Annotated in this window: 19 protein-coding genes; 4 read left to right on the top strand and 15 right to left on the bottom strand. The window is 37.9% G+C overall.

From position 1 onward, the window contains the following. Positions 1 to 107: 107 nt before the first annotated feature. From ACOFKR_RS06340 to ACOFKR_RS06315, 6 genes are all read right to left on the bottom strand, one after another. On the bottom strand, positions 108 to 275 hold the full coding sequence (locus tag ACOFKR_RS06340) for a hypothetical protein (RefSeq protein ID WP_419803178.1): 168 nt from the start codon (positions 273 to 275) through the stop codon (positions 108 to 110). Then, positions 262 to 768 carry a zeta toxin family protein gene (locus tag ACOFKR_RS06335; protein WP_419803624.1) on the bottom strand — a complete coding sequence of 169 codons (507 nt, stop codon included), beginning with the start codon at positions 766 to 768 and terminating at the stop codon, positions 262 to 264. Before ACOFKR_RS06335 ends, ACOFKR_RS06340 begins: the two co-directional genes overlap by 14 nt. A gap of 120 nt (positions 769 to 888) precedes the next feature. After that, positions 889 to 2,235: a sensor histidine kinase gene (locus ACOFKR_RS06330; protein ID WP_419803177.1), complete on the bottom strand. Its 1,347-nt coding sequence runs from the start codon at positions 2,233 to 2,235 to the stop codon at positions 889 to 891. 114 nt (positions 2,236 to 2,349) lie between these two features. Then, positions 2,350 to 3,858, bottom strand: coding sequence for a 1-hydroxycarotenoid 3,4-desaturase CrtD (crtD, locus tag ACOFKR_RS06325; RefSeq protein WP_419803176.1), 1,509 nt, complete (start codon positions 3,856 to 3,858; stop codon positions 2,350 to 2,352). 192 nt (positions 3,859 to 4,050) lie between these two features. Then, complete coding sequence (locus tag ACOFKR_RS06320) at positions 4,051 to 4,635, bottom strand: type 1 glutamine amidotransferase domain-containing protein (RefSeq protein WP_419803175.1); 585 nt, start codon at positions 4,633 to 4,635, stop codon at positions 4,051 to 4,053. 165 nt (positions 4,636 to 4,800) lie between these two features. Continuing rightward, positions 4,801 to 5,811, bottom strand: a complete 1,011-nt coding sequence (locus ACOFKR_RS06315; protein ID WP_419803174.1) for an aspartate-semialdehyde dehydrogenase — start codon at positions 5,809 to 5,811, stop codon at positions 4,801 to 4,803. A 223-nt stretch (positions 5,812 to 6,034) separates the two neighbouring features. Between ACOFKR_RS06315 and ACOFKR_RS06310 the strand changes: the two genes are divergently transcribed. The 4 genes from ACOFKR_RS06310 to ACOFKR_RS06295 all read left to right on the top strand — a co-directional run bounded on the left by ACOFKR_RS06310 (position 6,035) and on the right by ACOFKR_RS06295 (position 9,156). After that, complete coding sequence (locus ACOFKR_RS06310) at positions 6,035 to 6,760, top strand: YebC/PmpR family DNA-binding transcriptional regulator (protein WP_419803173.1); 726 nt, start codon at positions 6,035 to 6,037, stop codon at positions 6,758 to 6,760. A 54-nt stretch (positions 6,761 to 6,814) separates the two neighbouring features. Continuing rightward, positions 6,815 to 7,057 carry a hypothetical protein gene (locus tag ACOFKR_RS06305; protein ID WP_419803172.1) on the top strand — a complete coding sequence of 81 codons (243 nt, stop codon included), beginning with the start codon at positions 6,815 to 6,817 and terminating at the stop codon, positions 7,055 to 7,057. A gap of 52 nt (positions 7,058 to 7,109) precedes the next feature. After that, positions 7,110 to 7,955 carry a hypothetical protein gene (locus ACOFKR_RS06300; RefSeq protein WP_419803171.1) on the top strand — a complete coding sequence of 282 codons (846 nt, stop codon included), beginning with the start codon at positions 7,110 to 7,112 and terminating at the stop codon, positions 7,953 to 7,955. 457 nt (positions 7,956 to 8,412) lie between these two features. Then, complete coding sequence (locus ACOFKR_RS06295; protein WP_419803170.1) at positions 8,413 to 9,156, top strand: WecB/TagA/CpsF family glycosyltransferase; 744 nt, start codon at positions 8,413 to 8,415, stop codon at positions 9,154 to 9,156. A 1-nt stretch (position 9,157) separates the two neighbouring features. Here ACOFKR_RS06295 and ACOFKR_RS06290 read toward each other — a convergent pair whose 3' ends face one another. The 9 genes from ACOFKR_RS06290 to ACOFKR_RS06250 form a co-directional block, all read right to left on the bottom strand. After that, a complete protein-coding gene (locus ACOFKR_RS06290; protein ID WP_419803169.1) occupies positions 9,158 to 10,129 on the bottom strand; it encodes a hypothetical protein in 972 nt (323 codons plus the stop codon). A 40-nt stretch (positions 10,130 to 10,169) separates the two neighbouring features. After that, positions 10,170 to 11,318, bottom strand: coding sequence for a glycosyltransferase family 4 protein (locus ACOFKR_RS06285; RefSeq protein WP_419803168.1), 1,149 nt, complete (start codon positions 11,316 to 11,318; stop codon positions 10,170 to 10,172). Between the two features lie 11 nt (positions 11,319 to 11,329). After that, positions 11,330 to 12,598, bottom strand: coding sequence for a protoporphyrinogen/coproporphyrinogen oxidase (locus ACOFKR_RS06280; RefSeq protein WP_419803167.1), 1,269 nt, complete (start codon positions 12,596 to 12,598; stop codon positions 11,330 to 11,332). A gap of 71 nt (positions 12,599 to 12,669) precedes the next feature. Further along, entirely contained in the window at positions 12,670 to 13,593 is a 924-nt protein-coding gene (locus tag ACOFKR_RS06275) for a glycosyltransferase (RefSeq protein ID WP_419803166.1), read from the bottom strand. Further along, positions 13,593 to 14,450 carry a glycosyltransferase family 2 protein gene (locus ACOFKR_RS06270; RefSeq protein WP_419803165.1) on the bottom strand — a complete coding sequence of 286 codons (858 nt, stop codon included), beginning with the start codon at positions 14,448 to 14,450 and terminating at the stop codon, positions 13,593 to 13,595. Before ACOFKR_RS06270 ends, ACOFKR_RS06275 begins: the two co-directional genes overlap by 1 nt. 11 nt (positions 14,451 to 14,461) lie before the next feature. Continuing rightward, a complete protein-coding gene (locus ACOFKR_RS06265) occupies positions 14,462 to 15,520 on the bottom strand; it encodes a hypothetical protein (RefSeq protein ID WP_419803164.1) in 1,059 nt (352 codons plus the stop codon). Between the two features lie 14 nt (positions 15,521 to 15,534). Further along, positions 15,535 to 16,785: an O-antigen ligase family protein gene (locus ACOFKR_RS06260; protein WP_419803163.1), complete on the bottom strand. Its 1,251-nt coding sequence runs from the start codon at positions 16,783 to 16,785 to the stop codon at positions 15,535 to 15,537. An 81-nt stretch (positions 16,786 to 16,866) separates the two neighbouring features. Beyond that, entirely contained in the window at positions 16,867 to 17,667 is an 801-nt protein-coding gene (locus ACOFKR_RS06255) for a glycosyltransferase family 2 protein (RefSeq protein ID WP_419803162.1), read from the bottom strand. Positions 17,668 to 17,692: 25 nt separating this feature from the next. Next, on the bottom strand, positions 17,693 to 19,252 hold the full coding sequence (locus ACOFKR_RS06250; protein WP_419803161.1) for an MATE family efflux transporter: 1,560 nt from the start codon (positions 19,250 to 19,252) through the stop codon (positions 17,693 to 17,695). Positions 19,253 to 19,261 lie beyond the last annotated feature (9 nt).

Raw genomic sequence — 19,261 nt, 5'->3', positions numbered from 1 at the left:
TTTTAGGGCATAAAAATCATCAAACTTTTATTTGATTTTTATGATATCAATAAAACCAAAACCAGTTTTTATAAGGATAAAAGAAGCATCATCTTAAAATAGGTTTTTTAATCTTCCATATCTTCCGCCTTAATTTTTTTGATAACCCCATTTTTAGAAAAAACAAAACTACCTCCTGTTTGACGTTTAGATTTTACTAGTTTTTTAAAAGTCAGATCCAAACCTTTTTCAATTTTCTGAACTAATTCTTTATGTTTTAAATCAACTTTTTCCATCTGCTAAATTTAAAATTTGCATCCAACTTCTTCTGTTTTTAATTTCAATACTTAAATTATTTTTACCATTGGCAACAACGTAATATGGATCATATGAATTATTAATGACTATCCAATCATCACATAATTTTGTAAAAACATTAATCAAATTAAAAATTCCTTTATAATAACGTCGAATAATTACCTCTTTTGGAATATTGTGCCCGCCTTCTGCAACTCTCATTTTTACCCTTTCGATAGCTAAGTTTACATCATTCAGCCAGAAGAATATCAAAGTAACACGATAACCTTTACTTTTTGCAACGGCAATTGTTTTTTGATAAGAAAGCGTTGTTAAAGTTGTTTCAATTGCAAAATCTATCTGCTGTTCCAACAATTCATTTATCCTTTCCAACATAATTCTTCCGGCTAAAAAAGAAACGGTTTCAGGTTGAAATGGTGAAATCCCTTTTGCAATTTCATCTGCATTTATAAATTCTTTGCAATCCAACATTTCAGGCAAAATTGTGAAAGATGCGGTTGTTTTTCCAGCTCAGTTGCAACCTGCAATAATGTATAAATTTAGCAATTGTGATTCGGTTAATATTCTTAAAAGTACAAACAATAATCAATTCTAAAACACCAGCAAAAAAGCCGTCCCCTCACCTTCCACAGATTGTACTGAAATATGCGCTTTATGTAACAGCATAATCTGCTTGCATAAACTTAAACCAATACCGCTTCCGGTTTTTTTGGTGCTAAAAAATGGCACAAAAATCTGTTCCTGCACATCTTCGGGCATACCGGTGCCGTTATCTGCTATTTTCAGCATGGTTTTTTTATCGTTTAAAACAGAAGCAGAAAGTACAATTTGCGGTTCCGGCCGGTCTTTCACGGCTTCAATGGCATTCACCAATAAATTAATTAAAACCTGTTCGATCAGGTTCGGGTCCACCTCAATGGTTACAGCCGGATCTTTTAAAATGATGTCCAGCTCAATTTTTTTCTGATTTAAAGTTGGTTCCATTAAAGTGTTCAGGCTTTCAAAAAGATCGCGCACCAATACTTTTTTCACACTTAAAGTATTGATTTTATTGAGGTTACGGTAGGTTTCAGCAAATTTTAACAAACCTTCACTTCGCCGCTGAATGGTATCGATGCCAAGTTCCAGGTCTTCCAGCAAAACCGATCCGTTTTTTTCAGGCATAAAAGAAGCATTGGCTTCCTGCAAACGGTTTTTTAACGTGTGCGCCAATGATGAAATCGGTGCGATAGAATTCATGATTTCATGCGTCATCACGCCCAATAATTTTTGCCAGGCTCGGGATTCGGTCTCGTCCAAAGCTTCGTCCACATTCTGGAATGCAATCAGCCTGAAAACTTTGCCTTCCGTTTGAAAAGCCGTTGCCGAAAGCAGCATTTTAAACGTGGCTTTTTCGGTCCGGGCCGTTGCAATCCTGGTTTCGCTGCTTTTTAAGCTGATGATTTCCAGGTACAAATCCTCGTCCCGTTTTTGCAGCGAATGGATAGTGCGGAGGTAAGGCAATTGCAGCATATTTTTCAGCGACTCGTTCATCCACTGTACGTTACCAGTCAATGCTTCGTACGAAATTATGCCCGTTCCAACCAGTTCCAAAATTTTTTGCAGGTACTGATATTGCGTTTCTTTTTCGCGCGAGATCATTTTAAACGTGCTGTTGATCTCGTTAAAACCCTGGCGCAAAATCTGCAAATTGGCTGATGTATGTTTATCGTCAAAATGCCTAGAAAAATCCCGGTAATGGATGGCTTCTACAAACTGCTGCAACTCTTTGTGGGTTTTATGCTGAAAATAATACAGGTTGCCCAGCTGCCAAAAAAACACCGGTAAAAACAGCATCGCGTAGTGGAAACCGAAATGAAAAGCCACATAAGCCGCCGCCGCAAAAGTAAGCGGTAAAAGCAGTATCCGCCACAAAATATGCCATTGGTAAGGTTTCATCGGCAAAACCGGCTGGTTAAAGGTTAAAGGTTAAAGGTTAAAGGTTAAAGGTAGAATTTGGAACCGGGATTTGTGTTTTAAATTACAACGGAAAAATCAAATCCGGTTTTGATGTTATTTTATTGAAATCCAATCGCTTACAATTTTTGCAGATAACAAAGCTAACGGAATGCCGCCGCCGGGATGTACGCTACCACCGCAAAAATACAGGTTTTTAACTTTGGAGGATTTGTTGGAATGCCGCAAAAAAGCCGCAAACTGACTGTTAGAACTCGTGCCATAAAGCGAACCCTGATAAGAAGATGTTTTGCTTTCGATGCTGCGCGGATCTAAAATGCTTTCGCAGGTAATCAGTTTGGCAATGTCTTCGCCTAAAGCTTTGGATAATTTTTGAATAATGTTTTGCCTTGCCGATGCAATCAGTTTGTCCCAGTCCTGATCTTGGTTTGAAGGAACATTGATCATTGTAAACCAGTTTTCGCAACCATTCGGTGCATCATCTGGTTTATATTTTGAGCTGATGTTGAGGTATATCGTCGGATCATCGGTTATATCTTTTTTTTGCCAGATGTGTTCAAATTCAGCCTGATAATCTGCACTGAAAAAAATATTATGCAAATCCAATTGCGGAAACTGTTTTTTGATCCCCCAATAAAATATCAATGCCGAACTGCTCCGTTCCTGTTTTAAAATCCGTTTCGGCAGCAGCTTCGGATGATCGGCCAGTAACTTTTTGTATGTAAAATACACATCCATGTTAGAGATCACCACATCAGCCGTTATAAATTCGCCATCCCGTTCCTTATTTTGCATTCGCTCTCCGCTCCTTTTTATCCATACTCCTTTTACCTTACTTTTTTCGATAACAACCTGTTCAACAGGAGATTGATAATGAAATTTCACCCCTAACCTTTCCGCCAAGGCAACTAAAGAAAGCGTAATTTGATAGATGCCGCCATCCGGAAAATAAGCGCCAAAATGCTGCTCCAAATGCGGGATCACATTTAAAGTTGCCGGTGCTTTGTACGGGTTAGAACCGTTGTATGTGGCAAACCGATCCGCATATTGCACCATTTTTGGGTCGGTAAAAAAAGCATTGTTGGCGCGGTGCATCGATCGGAAAGCATCAATCTGCGGAAACCTCAAAACGGATTTCAGCGTTTGCCAGCTCAGGTAAGTTTTCAATCGGTGCAAAGATTTTTCCAAAAAAACGTGATTGGTGATCTGATAAATTCGCCTACTGTTTTTAAGGTACTTTTTTATGGATTCCGGTTGATCTTTGGTTTTTGTGGCAATTTCATCCGCAAAATTCTCCAGGTTTGTTGAAGCATTAAGTTCTGTTCCATCGGGATAAAAATATTTACAAACCAAATCCAATTTTTGGTAAGTAAAAGAAGCATCCGGTTTTTCGCCGGCCAGCTTAAAAAGCTCATCCACATATTGCGGCATGGTAAACAAACTTGGGCCGGTATCAAACCGAAAACCATTTTGCACAACTTCCGCCAGTTTGCCGCCGGGATAAGCGTTGGCTTCAAAAACAGCTACCTCAAAACCTTTTACAGCCAAACGGATGGCGGTTGCAATCCCGGCAATTCCGGCACCGATAATGAGGGCTTTTTTCATTCTAGTTATTAGTTTTCAGCTGTCGGCAATCAGCTAAAGCCAATTTGATACACGTAACTGCAAATTTAATCATTCTTTGATTTTTCAGGGTTTTGCTGATAGCTAAATGCTAATCGTTTCCAGCTTCTCCAACAAAAAAAGCAGAACCGTTTTTGATCCTGCTTTTTTGATACTGTTTTTATCGGTATAAAATCAGATTTTCTGACCCGGGGAATGATGCACTTCCGGTACATTGTGCCGGCCTTCCATAATTTCTTCGATCATTTTTTTGTTGAAAGCCGGTAAATCTTTTGGCGTACGGCTGGTTACCAACCCTTTATCTGCCACAACTTCTTCGTCAACCCAATTTACACCGGCATTTTTCAAATCTGTTTTTAAGGATGGATAAGAAGTCATTTGCCGACCGCTGATCATGCCCGTTTCGATCAACGTTTGCGGCCCATGACAAATCGCGGCCACCGGTTTTCCTTCATCCAAAAATGCAGAAACAAAAGCGACCGCGTCTTTGTCCTGGCGCAATTTGTCCGGGTTCAACACGCCGCCGGGCAAAACCAACGCATCGTAATCATCCGGACTAACTTCGCTCAGTTTTTTGTCTGCTGTGATGGTGATCCCCCAATCCGTCTGGTCCCACGCTTTAATTTCGCCACCTTCCGGGGAAATCACATCAACCGTTGCACCTGCATCTTTTAAAGCTTGCTGCGGACTGGTCAGTTCTACCTGTTCAAAACCTTTTTCGGTCAATATCGCTACTTTTTTATTACTTAAATCAGCCATTGTGTTTTATTTTGATACCAACTGGTTTATCCGGTTGGCCAATTTAAAACAGCAGCTTTTGGGCTTGGTTTTGAAAAATTTTAAAAAATGACGATGCTGTTTTTAGCACATAAAAAAAGGTGTTGACCTATGCAAACACCTTTCTTTGTAAAATGGCCGGGTTACCTAAACTGCTTCAACCGCTTGCCCGATCAAATGGTTTTCCATCAGATATTCGGCAATTTGCACGGCGTTGGTAGCTGCACCTTTGCGCAGGTTATCAGAAACAATCCAGCAGTTTAACGTATTGGCCTGTGTTTCGTCCCGGCGGATCCTTCCCACAAAAACCTCGTCTTTTCCGTGTGCGTCCAGCGGCATCGGATATTTCAGGTTGGCCACATCATCAATCACGATTATACCGGGTGCTTTTTCAAGAATGTTTCTTACTTCGGATAGATCAAAATCATGTTCAAATTCCACGTTAACCGATTCTGAATGGCCGCCCATCACGGGGATACGCACCGTTGTGGCCGTTACTTTTATATTTTCATCACCCATGATTTTTTGAGTTTCCCTGATCATTTTCATCTCCTCTTTGGTGTAACCGTTATCGGTAAATACATCAATTTGGGGCAACACGTTCAGGTCGATTTTATACGGATAAGCCATTGGCCCGTCAATTCCTTTGCGCTCGTTCATCAATTGCACAACGGCTTTTACGCCAGTTCCGGTTACGGATTGATAGGTAGATACCACCACACGCTTGATTTTGTAAGCATCGTGCAACGGTTTTAACGCCACCACCATTTGTATGGTAGAACAATTTGGGTTGGCGATGATCTTGTCTTCCGCAGTTAAAACATCGGCATTCACTTCTGGCACAACCAACTTTTTTGTCGGGTCCATACGCCAGGCAGATGAATTATCGATAACCGTAATTCCGGCTGCAGCAAAAAGTGGCGCTTGTTCTGTTGAAGTGCTTCCTCCGGCCGAAAACAAAGCAATATCCGGTTTTTGGTTGATAGCTGTTTCCGCAGAAACTACTTTATAGGCTTTCCCCTTAAACTCAACTTCCTTGCCGATGCTCTTTTCGGAAGCTACGGGAATCAACTCTGTTACGGGAAAGTTGCGTTCTGCCAGAACCTGCAACATTTTCGTACCAACCAAACCGGTGGCGCCTACTACTGCTACTTTCATTTTTTGTTTAAGCAATTAATTTGAATTTCTAATTATTCAAATATGCGAAAGATTTTGGTTTTGTGGAGAAAGAACCTTTCAAACACCAATTTTTAGTGCATAAAAGAAGCATCTACCTGTAACCAAACTTCAAACGTTTAAATCAATTTTTTAACTTTGAAGCTGATTGCCGGAAACTGATTGCTGTCGGCACAAAACGATAATCTATCAACAAAAAATATAAATGGGAAGAGCATTTGAATTCCGTAAAGAACGGAAATTTAAAAGATGGGCCAAAATGGCCGTGCAATTTACGCGTTTGGGCAAGGAGATTGTAATGGCGGTTAAAGCCGGTGGCGGCAGTCCGGATACCAATTCAAGGTTACGCACGGCCATGCAAAACGCCAAAGCGGTAAACATGCCGAAAGACCGTGTTGAAGCGGCCATCAAGCGGGCAACCAGCAAAGATGAAGGTAATTACGACGAAATTGTTTATGAAGGTTACGCGCCGCATGGTGTTGCCGTTTTGGTAGAAACCGCTACCGATAATACCAACAGAACGGTGGCCAATGTGCGCAGTTATTTCACCAAAACCAATGGTTCTTTAGGCAAAACGGGTTCGCTGGACTTTATTTTCAGCCGTAAATCAGTTTTTACTTTTGAGCCGAAAGAATTAGATCTTGATGAACTGGAACTGGAACTGATCGATGCCGGACTGGAAGATTTATTTGTGGAAACCGATGAAGAAGGAAACGATTTGGCCGTAATCCACACCGCCTACGAAGACTTTGGCAAGATGCAAAAAGCGTTGGAAGAACAAGGCATCGAAACCAAAAGTGCCAAACTGGAACGTGTTGCACAATCGTACCATGAAGTTACCGAAGAACAGGTTGCCGATGTGATGAAACTGATTGACAAGCTGGAAGAAGACGATGATGTGCAGGCCGTTTACCACAACATGGCGGAGTAATTGACGGTTTTTTGTGTGGTAAAAGAAGTATCTTGGTGAAATAAATTTAGGGTTATGGCTGATAAAGATTTGCTTGAAATAATTGCGGACATGCTAAAAAAGCTGGATCAGCATTCTGAAATGTTGAACAAACATTCTGAAACGCTGGAGTTGCAAAACAAAAGCCTTCAAACACAAGGAGAAGTGTTAACCGCTTTTATGGAAGTGGCACTTAAACAGTTCGATCAACAGCTTATTGTGAACGAAAAAATTGTTAGCCGATTAGATAATTTAGAATCAAAGTTTAATCAAAACTGACTATTGATTCGATTATAATCACCTTACGATTATTTTACTCAGCTTCTTTTCAATGCTAACTTTCGAAGATTTTTTCAAAAAAAAGAAAATAGACCTACATCAACTGCAACAGGCCGAACCTGCTGTATATGCTGAGTTTAACCGGGAATATCCTTTAATGGGTGAGAAAAGTTTTGATCACTCCAAAAAATATTGGTTTAATAATTTGCGCCGCACTTATCCTTTACCAGAAATTGTTAAACCACATCCGGTTTTAGCCGAAGCTATTTCTGATATAGCCGTGCAGGGCATTGCTGTTGCTGCCGCACAAAATTTGGACACAGGTATTGAAAAACCCAAATTTAAAGAAGATGAATTAGTGGCCTTGTCTGCTCCGGACGTTGCAGAAAATGATATTTCTTTAGCAGAAGCAGAACAGGATATCCTTCAATCTCAGCAAGGAACTACAGTTATAAAACCAGCTTTCAAACCGAGGTTTAATTCAAAAAATCTTCCCAACACTAAAAATCAGCTTGAGGAAGAAACAACGGAAGCTTCACCGAAGCCTGCTAAACCGGAGAGTGAAACAACAAAACCGGCTTTTAAACCCCGGTTCAACATGCAGAACATTAAAAAAGATACGGTAAAAACAGTATCGGAGCCTGTTGTACCAAATGTTGAAACTATTCCTGATCATAACGGCGCAGATACAAGTACAGCACCGGAAGAAACTCTCCCAAAACCGGCTTATGTACCACGCTTTAACTTTAAAAACCTTCCGAAACCAATTGCTGAACAAACGCAGGAGGAATCAGCATCAGCAGAAAACGAGCAGCAACCCGAAATTAAACCGTACAAGCCGACTTATAAACCCCGTTTTCAAATGAAAAACCCAAACAAGCCTACGCAACCCGATTGAAAAATATTTTGTTACATGGTTGTTTTTTCAACACGTTGCTGTCTGCAAGTTTTTATTTTCCTAAAATACTTTACAATCAAAGTTTGTTTAAAATTTATATCCGAAAAAAATGTAATGCTTCTTTTACCCTATAAAATTTAGTGTCCGCTTCAATCCTAAATAAAAAACCACCATTTTTTAGCTGATAAAAGAAGTATCTAAAACTTATTCAATAAATTTTAAACAGGCTCTTACAATTTAGCAAAAATCGCTTCTGCAAAATATATGTCAAATTTTACAAAATCCTCCCATTTCAATTCTATGTTTTTTAAAAGGTTCGAGATTTATAGCTTTTTACTGCAATTAGTTTTATTTTTTAGAATCTAATTTCTAAAGTTTAACGTACATACATTGTATAACAAATCAAAAATTTTCTGTAAAAGTAAAAATTCAGGAATTATATATAGAATATACTGAAATGGATCAGATTTTAAGTAATTATGTGGGCTATGATCTATTTTCCAGATCATTGGATGATTTGCCGAAGCTGCCAAAGTTAGTTGTCAACACAATTAATCAATACTCATTTTGCTTGGCTGAGAAGGACAACGAGTTTAAAAATTCTTTGTTACGATCTGATGTTTTGTTGCCAGACGGGGTTGGCATTGTTGCGGCAATCCGGTTGCAATCCGGACAAAAAATAAAAAAAATCTCCGGTTCTAATCTTCACATACATTTGTTAAACAAGCTTAACAAAGAGTATGGCAGTTGCTTTTATTTGGGTTCTTCCGAGAAAACCTTAAAAAAAATAAAAGCCAAATTAGCTATTGAGTTTCCGCATGTTCGTGTTGGGTTTTACTCCCCTCCGTTCAAACCTGCATTTTCAGAAACTGATAACAACAGGATGATTATAGAAGTAAATCAGTTTAAACCTGATGTTTTATTTGTTGGGATGACCGCACCAAAACAAGAAAAATGGGCTGTTGCACATCGCGAAAAGTTGGACACAAAAATTATCGGATCGATCGGTGCAGTTTTTGATTTTTATGCCGAAACCATGAACAGGCCAAGTAACTTTTGGATAAATATGGGTTTTGAGTGGTTTGGGAGATTGATAAACGAACCGAAGCGAATGTGGAAACGTTACTTGTATTATGGCCCTGTTTTCCTTTTTACTTTAATTAAATATAAAATTAAATACAAGCCTGTGTTATCGCATTAGATTACACTTTCCACTTAGATAGTTTAATTGGATGAATGTATAATTTGTCTTCCGGGAAATTGGCCATCAATTCTGCTAAGTTTTGATGATAAGGTTTCATATCTTCTTCGTATTTTTCTATTTCCGGCTTGGTGTACAGCCAATAAATGATGCCTCTTTTACCAATATTTTTTTCTGTTATAACCTGATCTGCTGCTAATAATAAGGCCGTAGGAATTGCAAATTCCACAAAAAGTTTATTGGTTGCAAATACACCGCAATAATGACAAAACTTAGTTATTGCTTGTTTAGAAACAATTACAATATCAGAATAAGAACCAACTACAGGATAAGCTAATTTAAACTCTTTAAAATAAGATTTTAAATGCAAGGCGTACTTTAAAGTTGCAGAAGTAAGCGGTAACACATCACCGTGCAAATCTTTGTAAGAAACGGATTGTACATCGTAACCATGTTTTTTTATGATTGCCGCAGCTTCCTGATCAGACGGCATTTCATTTGTATTTTCTACACCATATGCTTTGTGGCCATAATCCTGCACCAAATCTTTGATCTTGCACCAATACCATTGCTTTTTTCCTATTATACTTTTGACCGGCAAAAAACGCAAAGTATCGTTATTTGTTAAGTTGTGCAAAGAATGTACCTCCGGAATATAGCACGAATCTTCCGATAAATGAAAATACTGCTTGTAATTAGTTTCATTTATGGCCGGGTTCAAGATCAAATCATCACCGATGAAAAAATAATGTTCATAATTCTCCTGAAAATATTTTTTGTAACCTTGTGCCAGATAACCCTGAAAATACTGAGAACTTTCGTAAACAGAAATCACATTTTTTTTGTCCCCATCATAAAATGGGACTAAGTGATAAATATTAGAAAAACGATCTTTGTACAAGTTTTCTAAAATATCTATATTTCGATCATACTTGTGATTGAAAACAAATATCAGGGCAACCTTTCCTTCCATATCCGAAAAATAAACAATATTAGTTTAAAATAATAATTTGTCAGCCAGTTACTTCATTATAAACCTGCAGCAATTGTTCTAAATTTTTACTGCTGATATAATTAGCATCAAAGGCTTTTAAAGTATTTATCCGGTATAAATTCTTTTCTTCAATGCTTAAATTCATCCAATCACTCAACTTATTTTTAAAATCAGTTTCGTTATTGACTTCAAAATGCAAGCCGTTATAACCTGGGGTAATCATCGTTTCCATTGCACCAATTTTAGACGAAACAACAGGCGTGCCACAAGCAAAAGCTTCAATAATGATCAAAGGCATTCCTTCAAACCAAACCGAAGGGAAAACAAGTGCTGTGCATTGCTGTAAAAATTTAAAAACTTCTGTCTTTTGTAAACTACCTACAAATTCTATGTTCGGATAATTGGAATCATATTTAATAACTTCATCTTTCAACGGCCCGTCACCGGCAATTATAATTTTATACGGACAAGAAGAAAACACCGATAAAAGAAGCATGATACCTTTTTCTTCGGATAACCTTCCAACATACAAAAAATAATCTTCCCGTACCTGTTCCTGCAAACTTGGTACAGAACTAAAATTTGGTTTTACAACTAACTGATTTTCAGATAAGTTTAATTTAGAATGAAGAAACAATTGTCGCGCATGTTCACTCAATACAATATACTTGTTACAATTTTTCCAAGTACCTAATTTGTTGTGAATGTACATTGATAAACCAAGCCAAAAAGTAATCAGCTTTGATTTCTTATAAACCCCAAGTTGTACAGCTTTCCATGGGAAATTTTGATGCAATGAATCTAAAAAAAGCTTTCCGTTATTAAATAGGATACCAGATGGGCACAACAAACGAAAGTTGTGCAAAGTGGTTACAAACGGAATTTTACTTCTTTTAATGGCATAAATTACAGCAGGCGAACCGCCAAAATGTAAATTATGAATATGCACAACATCAGGTTTAAACGTTGCCAGCTTTTGTTTTGTTGTGTAGTAAGATTGGATGTTAAAAGGTAGCTGTATAAGTTTTAGCAGGGCATTTTTATCATTATTAAATTCCAACAATTCAACTTGGATGCCCGCTTGCTGTAATAGTTTTATTTCTTCGGATACAACTGTATCTTCTCCTCCTCTATACTTGTACGTTGTATGAATTACTAATACTTTCAAAATTATTAAAATTAGGATTCAGAAAGTTTTTTGTTCAAATCCATTGCTGCTTCAATTGCTTTATCCATATTGTAATATTCCCACTCGGCAAATCTCCCCAAAAGGTAAATATTGTATTTGGCTAAATGTTGTTTTAAGTTAACAATTTTATGCCTGGTTTCTTTATGTTGAATTATGTATGAATTCGGTTCATAATTGAATGCCAGCGGTTTCAAATTTCCGGGAAGTTTTTTCAATTCTTCCAGCATTATTTCCTGCTCCTGTTTTCCGGAAAATTCTACCACGCAGGTTTTTCTGTTGCTGCCTTCGTTATTGGTATCGCTAAAATTTCCAGTATAAATAATACGGTGCGCTTTAAACTGATCTTCAGGCAGATATAACCACGAAATATCATTTTCATCTGTTTCGCACAGCACATTTGACGTTCCGTTAGATGGTAAATCTGCTACACTTTCTAAAGCATTTTTCAATTCGGCATCATCAATTTTAACAATGTTGTGCAACTGGCGTACATCACCGCAATACACAATTATATCTGTAAAGATTTGGTTATTATTAATAGACAACAAACCATTTACATCGATAGCAATGTTAGAGACGGTAAACGATAATTGGATGTTTTGATCTTTTGCAAGCCGGTCAACAATAAACTGCGAACCATCAACTTTCGGGTAATAAAAAGAAGCATGCACCATGTTGCTTTCTTCTTTTTTTACAATGTTACTAATGATGACTTCTTTGATTTGCGGCATCGGCAGTTTTCCATCCAGCCATTCCAGCGGTACTTTGCCAATATCAGTATGCCAGATTTTAGAATTGTACGGACCGAAATAAAGCCGGTACAAATTCTCTCCAAAGTTACCAATCAAAAAATCCTTAAAATTATCATAATGCGCCGTTTTATCTTTTTCGTTCACCAGCATTTGGATCAGTTCCTCCACAATTGCACGGGTTTCATGTTCCGGCAATTGGTAGAGATAATTTTCCAAAGGATAACCGATCAGCTTTCCGCCAAGTAAAATTTTAGCGTTACGGATTGCTTTTAAAAATTCTTCATCACGGTTGAAATGTTTCCAAAACCAATCCAAAACAGCCTGATCTTTGCTGTTGAAAACATGACCGCCAACCCGATGAAAAAGATTTCCGTCAATCCGGTCGCACTTGATCAATCCGCCGGCTTTTTCCGATCTTTCTAAAATCCGGACTTCGTAACGATCAGACAACATGGCGGATATGCTCAAACCGGAAATACCGGAACCGATTACAATAGCTTTTTTCATTTTATACAGAAATATTTTATGGGATGCTTCTTTTATCACCTAAAATTTAGGCAGGTAAAAGAAGCATCGACCTAATTGTTTTTTTTAAATTTTGACCCGAATTTGATCAGATCGTTCATAATTTTCCTCTTGGCCAAAACCGGTAAGCTGTAAGGTTTTTTCAATTGCTTTTGCAAATTTGGTTCGATTACATCAACCGGGCAAAACTTAAAAGTTCTTTTTGTGCCCAAGTCTTGCGGCGTTTGCAAATAATCAACTCCGAAAGTATTGGTTGATTCTTCATCGAAACCAATATTTGTTCCTTTAGAAATGATCGGGTAAACTACCTGATACCGGTTTTCGGAAACATGAACCTGCATTTGGATGTCCCAGGTAGAAATCGTGCCATTAATTTCTTTCAAAACCATCCGGTACAAATCCATCCCTTCCTGATTTAAGCGGTTTTTGAAATTGGGTGAAGTTTGCACGATTTTTTGCAAACCTGCTTTGTCCCAAACTACGTTTTTTACTCTATCGCCCCAGCTTCCCCAGCCATAAGAACAAAAGCGGTTGGCCATAATTGTATCAAAAGGATAATTGCCAATTTCCAGCGGAAAAGCGAAACCGGTTACACAAAAAACAGATTTTTCATTCTTGTAAAAAGCTAAAGCATCCAGCAGATATTTAATGTAATTTGGCGTAACCACCAAATCATCTTCTACAATTATAAACTGGTCGTAATTGTTGGAAAGATAACTTAAACCTGTATGAAAATTTGGCCCGGTACTGAAATTTTTATCCCGATAATGCTTGTAAATGTTTTTAAAACCTGTTAGCTGATTGATGTAGGCACGTGTTTCCAGTACGCCTTGTTTGTCTTTTTCGCCTTTGTAACCATCCGCAAAAAAAATAATGTCCATTTCAGCGCATTCCGGGTTTTTTAGCAAAGCCTCCACAGCAGCTTTTAATTTAGAAGCCCGTTTATAGCAAAAAACACCAATAATTGTTTTTTCCATTATTTATGTTTGAATTTGTCCCAAATTACCGGGAATAATGTTTTTAACCACAATTTAACAAAAACAGCCGGATAAGATTTAGGGAAATGTTCTTTAATAAAACCCAAAAATTCGTGATAAGCCAAACCTTTCGGACTTTTTAAATATGCCAGCCGTTCTTTTAAAGTTGTATTGGCAGATTTCCAGTTGTTGCCATGGTCATCAATACAAGTCCCTAAAAAACCGGGCGCAACCAGTAAACCAAAACCGGCTTTTTTGGCTTTTAAGGTGTAATCGTAATCTGCTAAACCATGTGTAAAAGTGGTGGATAAAATCCCGATTTCTTTTACAACTTCCGCCGGAACCAGCAAAATATTGGCGTTGGCTACATCACAGTTTAAAAATTCTGTTTCACTGTAAACCAAAAAACCTTCGCCCCAACTGTTTTTATCGGCTAATTTTCTGCCTCCATATGATATTTTTCCGGTTTCATCGTCTGCCGTGCTGCCTACACAAACCGCCGGTTTATTGCCTTTGCTTTTTGCATAACCACTGCATTTTAAAAGTGATGCAACAGCTACTTGGGTTAACAAAGTGTCATCGTTTAACAATAAATAAAACTCAGGATTTGCGGCCAAAGCTTTTTGCCAGGTGTTGCGCATTCCGCCAGCCCAAAATAAGGAGCCACTTCCGTTGAAAACCTGCACTTCCGGGAAATGTGTTTTTACCGCATCAGAAGTTCCGTCAGCAGAATTGTCGTCTGTTAAAAACACTTTTAAATGCACATCTTCCGGCAATTGCTGCTGATAGAGGCTTTGCAAACAAGCTAGTGTTTTTTGTTTTCGGTTGAAGGTGGTAAGCAATACGGCAATCGTCATAAAAAAATGATTTATTTAGATAGTTTCTTAACGACGGGCAGTTTTTTAAACCGTTTTTTCAGTGCTTTATAATAACTTACTGCAAAATATTTTAACCTCATCCTGAAAGACAAACGCGGAACGCTAACCGCTTTCTGCACTAAATTTATATACTTTTGATCGTTTATACTGAGGCCGTAATTTGTTGATTTATGGAAAAACAAATTATACAATGTTTTAATCCCAAAGGTTTTTTCTGAAGGTAAGTGCCACAAAATCAATTCCTTATCAGCTATTCTTACTTCGCGGTAAAAAACCGGGTTCGTCCAAATTCTCCTCATAAAAGAAGCATCGGTGCTGGCGCGAAACCCGTTTTTAAAATACAGGTAGCTCAGCGTATGTGCTTCTTCATTAAACTTCATCAAACCTTTATCGTTCCGTTCCAGCAACTGCGGCCAGAGCTGTTCGAAATCAGCATAAATTTTTTGGATGTTGGCTACACTGCAAAGTAAAAATTCGCCTAAATGATAAGATGGGATTTCGTTAATTTCTGTGCCGAGCAATTCCTGATAAATGGTTTTCAGGTCATTTCTGCTCAAACCGTTGATCACATAATCAGGCTTGACCGGATCTTCAAAAGAAATAAAACCAAGAGGTAATGCGGCATTAAATAAATGCCGGGCAGGTTTGATAAAAATACAATCCGAATCAACAATCAGGTAATTATCTGTTTCGTGACGGTTGTTTTTGCTGATGTATTCTAAAATTGAAAATTCGTAAAACTGGTTTTGAAAAGAGCCAAAATAACCATTTGGTGTTTTATATTTGAAATCTGTATGGATAACCTCCACCTCCAAATCCGTCAAAACAGCTTTAACATTGATACCATCTACAACTGGTAACTGCTGCACGTTGGTAAACAATAAATGCTTTTCCTGCTTGTTAAAACGTTTGCTGGTAACATAAAACAGCAGGATGCAACGCCAGTAAATATTTTGATGCTTTTGAGAAGATGAAACTTCGCCGGTTTGAAAAAATACGCTTTCTTCTCCTTTTTTATCTGCACAAAGCCAGGTACATATGTAATTCATACAAAATATTTTCGTTAACGGGCATCTAATTCAAGCACTTTTCTGCCTTTAAAAAGCTGCTTTGGCAATGGATCATGCTCAAAATCATCTTCCGGCAATTCATTATTATGCTGTTTTAAATCATCTTTTTCAAGATAATACAAGCACAGGCCAACATGTCCCCAAAATATTATCTGCGGAACATAACTAAGTGAAAATAGCAATCCGGACAAACAAAAAGCCATCAGCACAACGGTTTCTTCTGAAAGTTTACGACTGAAAGCGCGGAAACCGATATAAAATATAAATGAATATTTAAACAACAACCCGACAATACCGTGGTAGAAGAGAACTTCCATAAAACCTTCGTGAAAATGTTGTCCGGTTTTTTCGGGCCACCAATCTACTAATGGATTGGGCATTTCAAAGCCTTCAAAATTCCAGCCGAAAATTGGCCTTTGTAAAAAGAGCGTGCCGTAAACTTCGCGTTGTTCAATCCGGAAACGGCCGGTACTTTCCAGCTGATTAGGATCAAAAATTTCGCTGAACCGCTCACCTAAAAAATCTGTCAACTCCGGGAACATGGTTGAAACAAAGAAATATACGAAAAACAAGGCAATTATACTACCAACGGCCAAGCTCCAAATCTTCGGAATGTTTTCTTTGTTCACCCGCATACTGATGCCCAGGTAAATAAACAATGCTGCAATACAACTGCTCCAAACCGAGCGGTGCTGATGGATCAGGATTGCGATAAAACATATAGCCAGCGGGATCATATCCATCGCTTTTTTGGTTTTGATGAATTTGTTGAGATACCATAAAAACGGCAAAATCAGCATAAAAACAGAAGTAGCGTGAATGATCCGGCCATCTCCGGAAAACACACCTAAATCTTGCAGATCTAAACCTTCCAGACTAAAAGAAAAACCGCGGCCGTAAATGGCCATGAAAATCAAGTAAGTGTACAAATAAAACTTGGCCATAAATTCAAGCAGGTCAAAATCGTAAGTGCGGCAAAGGTTTTTGATGAACAATGAATATACGGCCGGAAACAGCACATAATACATTGTTAGCTGCTGAAAAAAGGTATTGTAAACGTATAAAGATTCTAATACCAATCGAACTAAAATCAGGGCAAAAATACCCATAAACAGCTGCTCGTTAGGTTTATACTGTTTGATATTGATGAGCATATAACCATATATCACAAAACCAAAAATTTTTTGATAAGGCTGAATGATGGCTGATGTGGGCGCAAAAAGCCAGGAAAATATCTGCTCCATAAACAGATACCCGAAAAACAGGATTAAGAATTCTTTTACCGTAAACCTGTAATTAAAAATCTTGATGATATGATTCATCTTTTATGCAATTTTGGGTTCTCCTGATTTTTTGAATGCTGTTTTTATCAACCTAAAAACCTTGTTAAAAGCCCTTGGCAGTAATGTTGTTAACCGGACGCAGGAAAGATACCAGTTTAATTTCCGCACTTTCAAACTACTTCTTTTATCTACCCATTTTATCTTTTTTTCATCTCGCAAGTACATTTCCTGAAAAGTTTCCTCTTTTTCCGGGATGATAGCCCGATAGATATCTGCTTTTTTATCAACGATTGCCTTGTTGATGTAACCCAAATGTTTTATCCTGAAATCTGTATTGATTTGCAGGCCGCTGATGCCTTTCACCATGGGCGAATCAATGATAAAATCTTCAAAATAACCGCTTGGCGATTCACGCCAGAGCACACGATCATGCCCGGCAGAGTAATGCAAACGTGCTTTAGAACCCGCAAAATGTTCTCGATCTATAAAATGAAAACGGCGGAAGCGATATTTATTGACAAATTTCCGCTGCATTAACCTGTCAAAATCAGCACGTGTCAATTCGGGCTCAAACAATTCATCTACATCAATCCACAGGCACCAATCCGGGTTACGTTTTCTGGCCATGGCATAAACCAGGTTTTTATCGCGGCCTTCATTAAATCCTTCAGTTCGGGCAATATCAACAACTTTTGGACGGGCTTGCAGGATTTCAAAAGTTCCGTCTGTAGAGCCATTGTCAACCACTACAATCTCGTCAACTAATTTTTCTACATTGTCCAGCCACTCCTGAACGAAAAATATTCCGTCCTTAATCCGAAGTAATAAAACCAGTTTTGGCATGGGTTGAATTTTAGTACCTTTTAAATTAAACCTGTTCAACAGTTGATCCTGATTTTTTGAATTTGTAAAAAGGGCCAATTAAAAATTTACTTTTCAAATCGTTAAAAATATCCCGCATTTGTTTATCAAACAATAGCACAACCAGGCAAAAGAAAACTGTGAAAATTGATCCGCTGACCAACAACTTGAACAGATAGATATTTGGGGCAAACAGGTGATTGGTCAATAAATTGCAGCCCCATCCAGCCAGCAAACAGAGTGGCACAATGATGATCCAGATTCCAAAAATATTTTTAATTACCGCTGATTTAAGAAACCCGAGTTTAAACAGCCGGTAAGAGAAGTAGAATATATCTGTAAAAGAACCAATAAACAGAAATACACACAGTGTACCGATGATACCATATTTTTGAGCAACAAAGTACATGGTTACGCCCAGTAATGCCCCTTTTACCATATTAATTAAGCTGTTGTTTTTGATGTCGCCCAAAGCGTAACACATGTTGGACATGAAATAACCGATCAGTCCTAAAAAGAAGTTGGCAATCAGAAAGTACAAAATTGTATCGCCGGCGAATTTTGAACTTCCCGTCCAGGCAGAGATCAGGTTTTTGTAAGTAAGCCAAAACAGTAACGCCGCCATCAAAACGGCATAAGAATAAATTTTAAACTGACTTCCGATAAATTTAACCACATTCTCTTCATCGCCCATACCTTTTCCGTGGGAAACCAAAGGCATCAGGGCTACAGAATGGCGGCCGATTAAACCTGACGTCATGTTGATTGGGCGTTTGTTGATTTCGTAAACCGTAATCATACTTGGCGGTATAAAGCGGGCAAGCATAATCATATCGATACTGCCCGACAGCCCTGTGATGATCCTGGAGATAGAAGTAAAAGAAAATATCTTGATAAACTTTTTGAAGAAGGGAAAGTTAAACTGCATTTTGAGCTGCTCCAGCTTCATCACTTTCAGCATCGAAACAAAGTTGTAAATATTTATAAAAACAGACCTTGTCAGATTAGCAAAAGCAATAGAAATTACCCCAAAACCTTTGTATAATAAGATGACATTGATGATCAGGAATAAAACATTGGCCAGTATGGTAGCAATTGCAACATCGGCAGAATTTTGCAAACCCTGGTTGATGCCCGACATGCTGAAAGAAACCAAAGACATGCCGATAGCAATGATGGACAGCATTAATGCAGTTTGAAGATGCGGGTAAATGGAAACATCTTTATTGATGATCGTGCCTAAAAGAAAATAAAATATAAAACCAACAATGATGGAAAAAAACAGGATTATTGAGGATGCAAACAGGCCGGCACCAATAGTTAAACCAACTTCCTGTTTTAGATTTTTACCTTTTAGTTCGGCAATTTTTTGCTGAAGGACATCGCCAACTCCAGGATCAGTAAGCGTAATCCAATTGAGTACATTACCGGTTGCCAGCCAAATACCTAAAGTTGCAGAATCAATATGTTTAACATAAAGCGGAAGTAAAATAATTGAATTAAATATATTGGTTAAAACATATCCATATTGAAAGACAAAATTCCACTTTAAAACTTTTTTATCCATGTAAAGAAA

Source organism: Mucilaginibacter sp. (assembly GCF_965201005.1).
GTDB lineage: Bacteria > Bacteroidota > Bacteroidia > Sphingobacteriales > Sphingobacteriaceae > Mucilaginibacter_A.
Note: the sequence above shows the minus strand (reverse complement) of the source record. Positions and strands in the feature narration are given on the sequence as shown.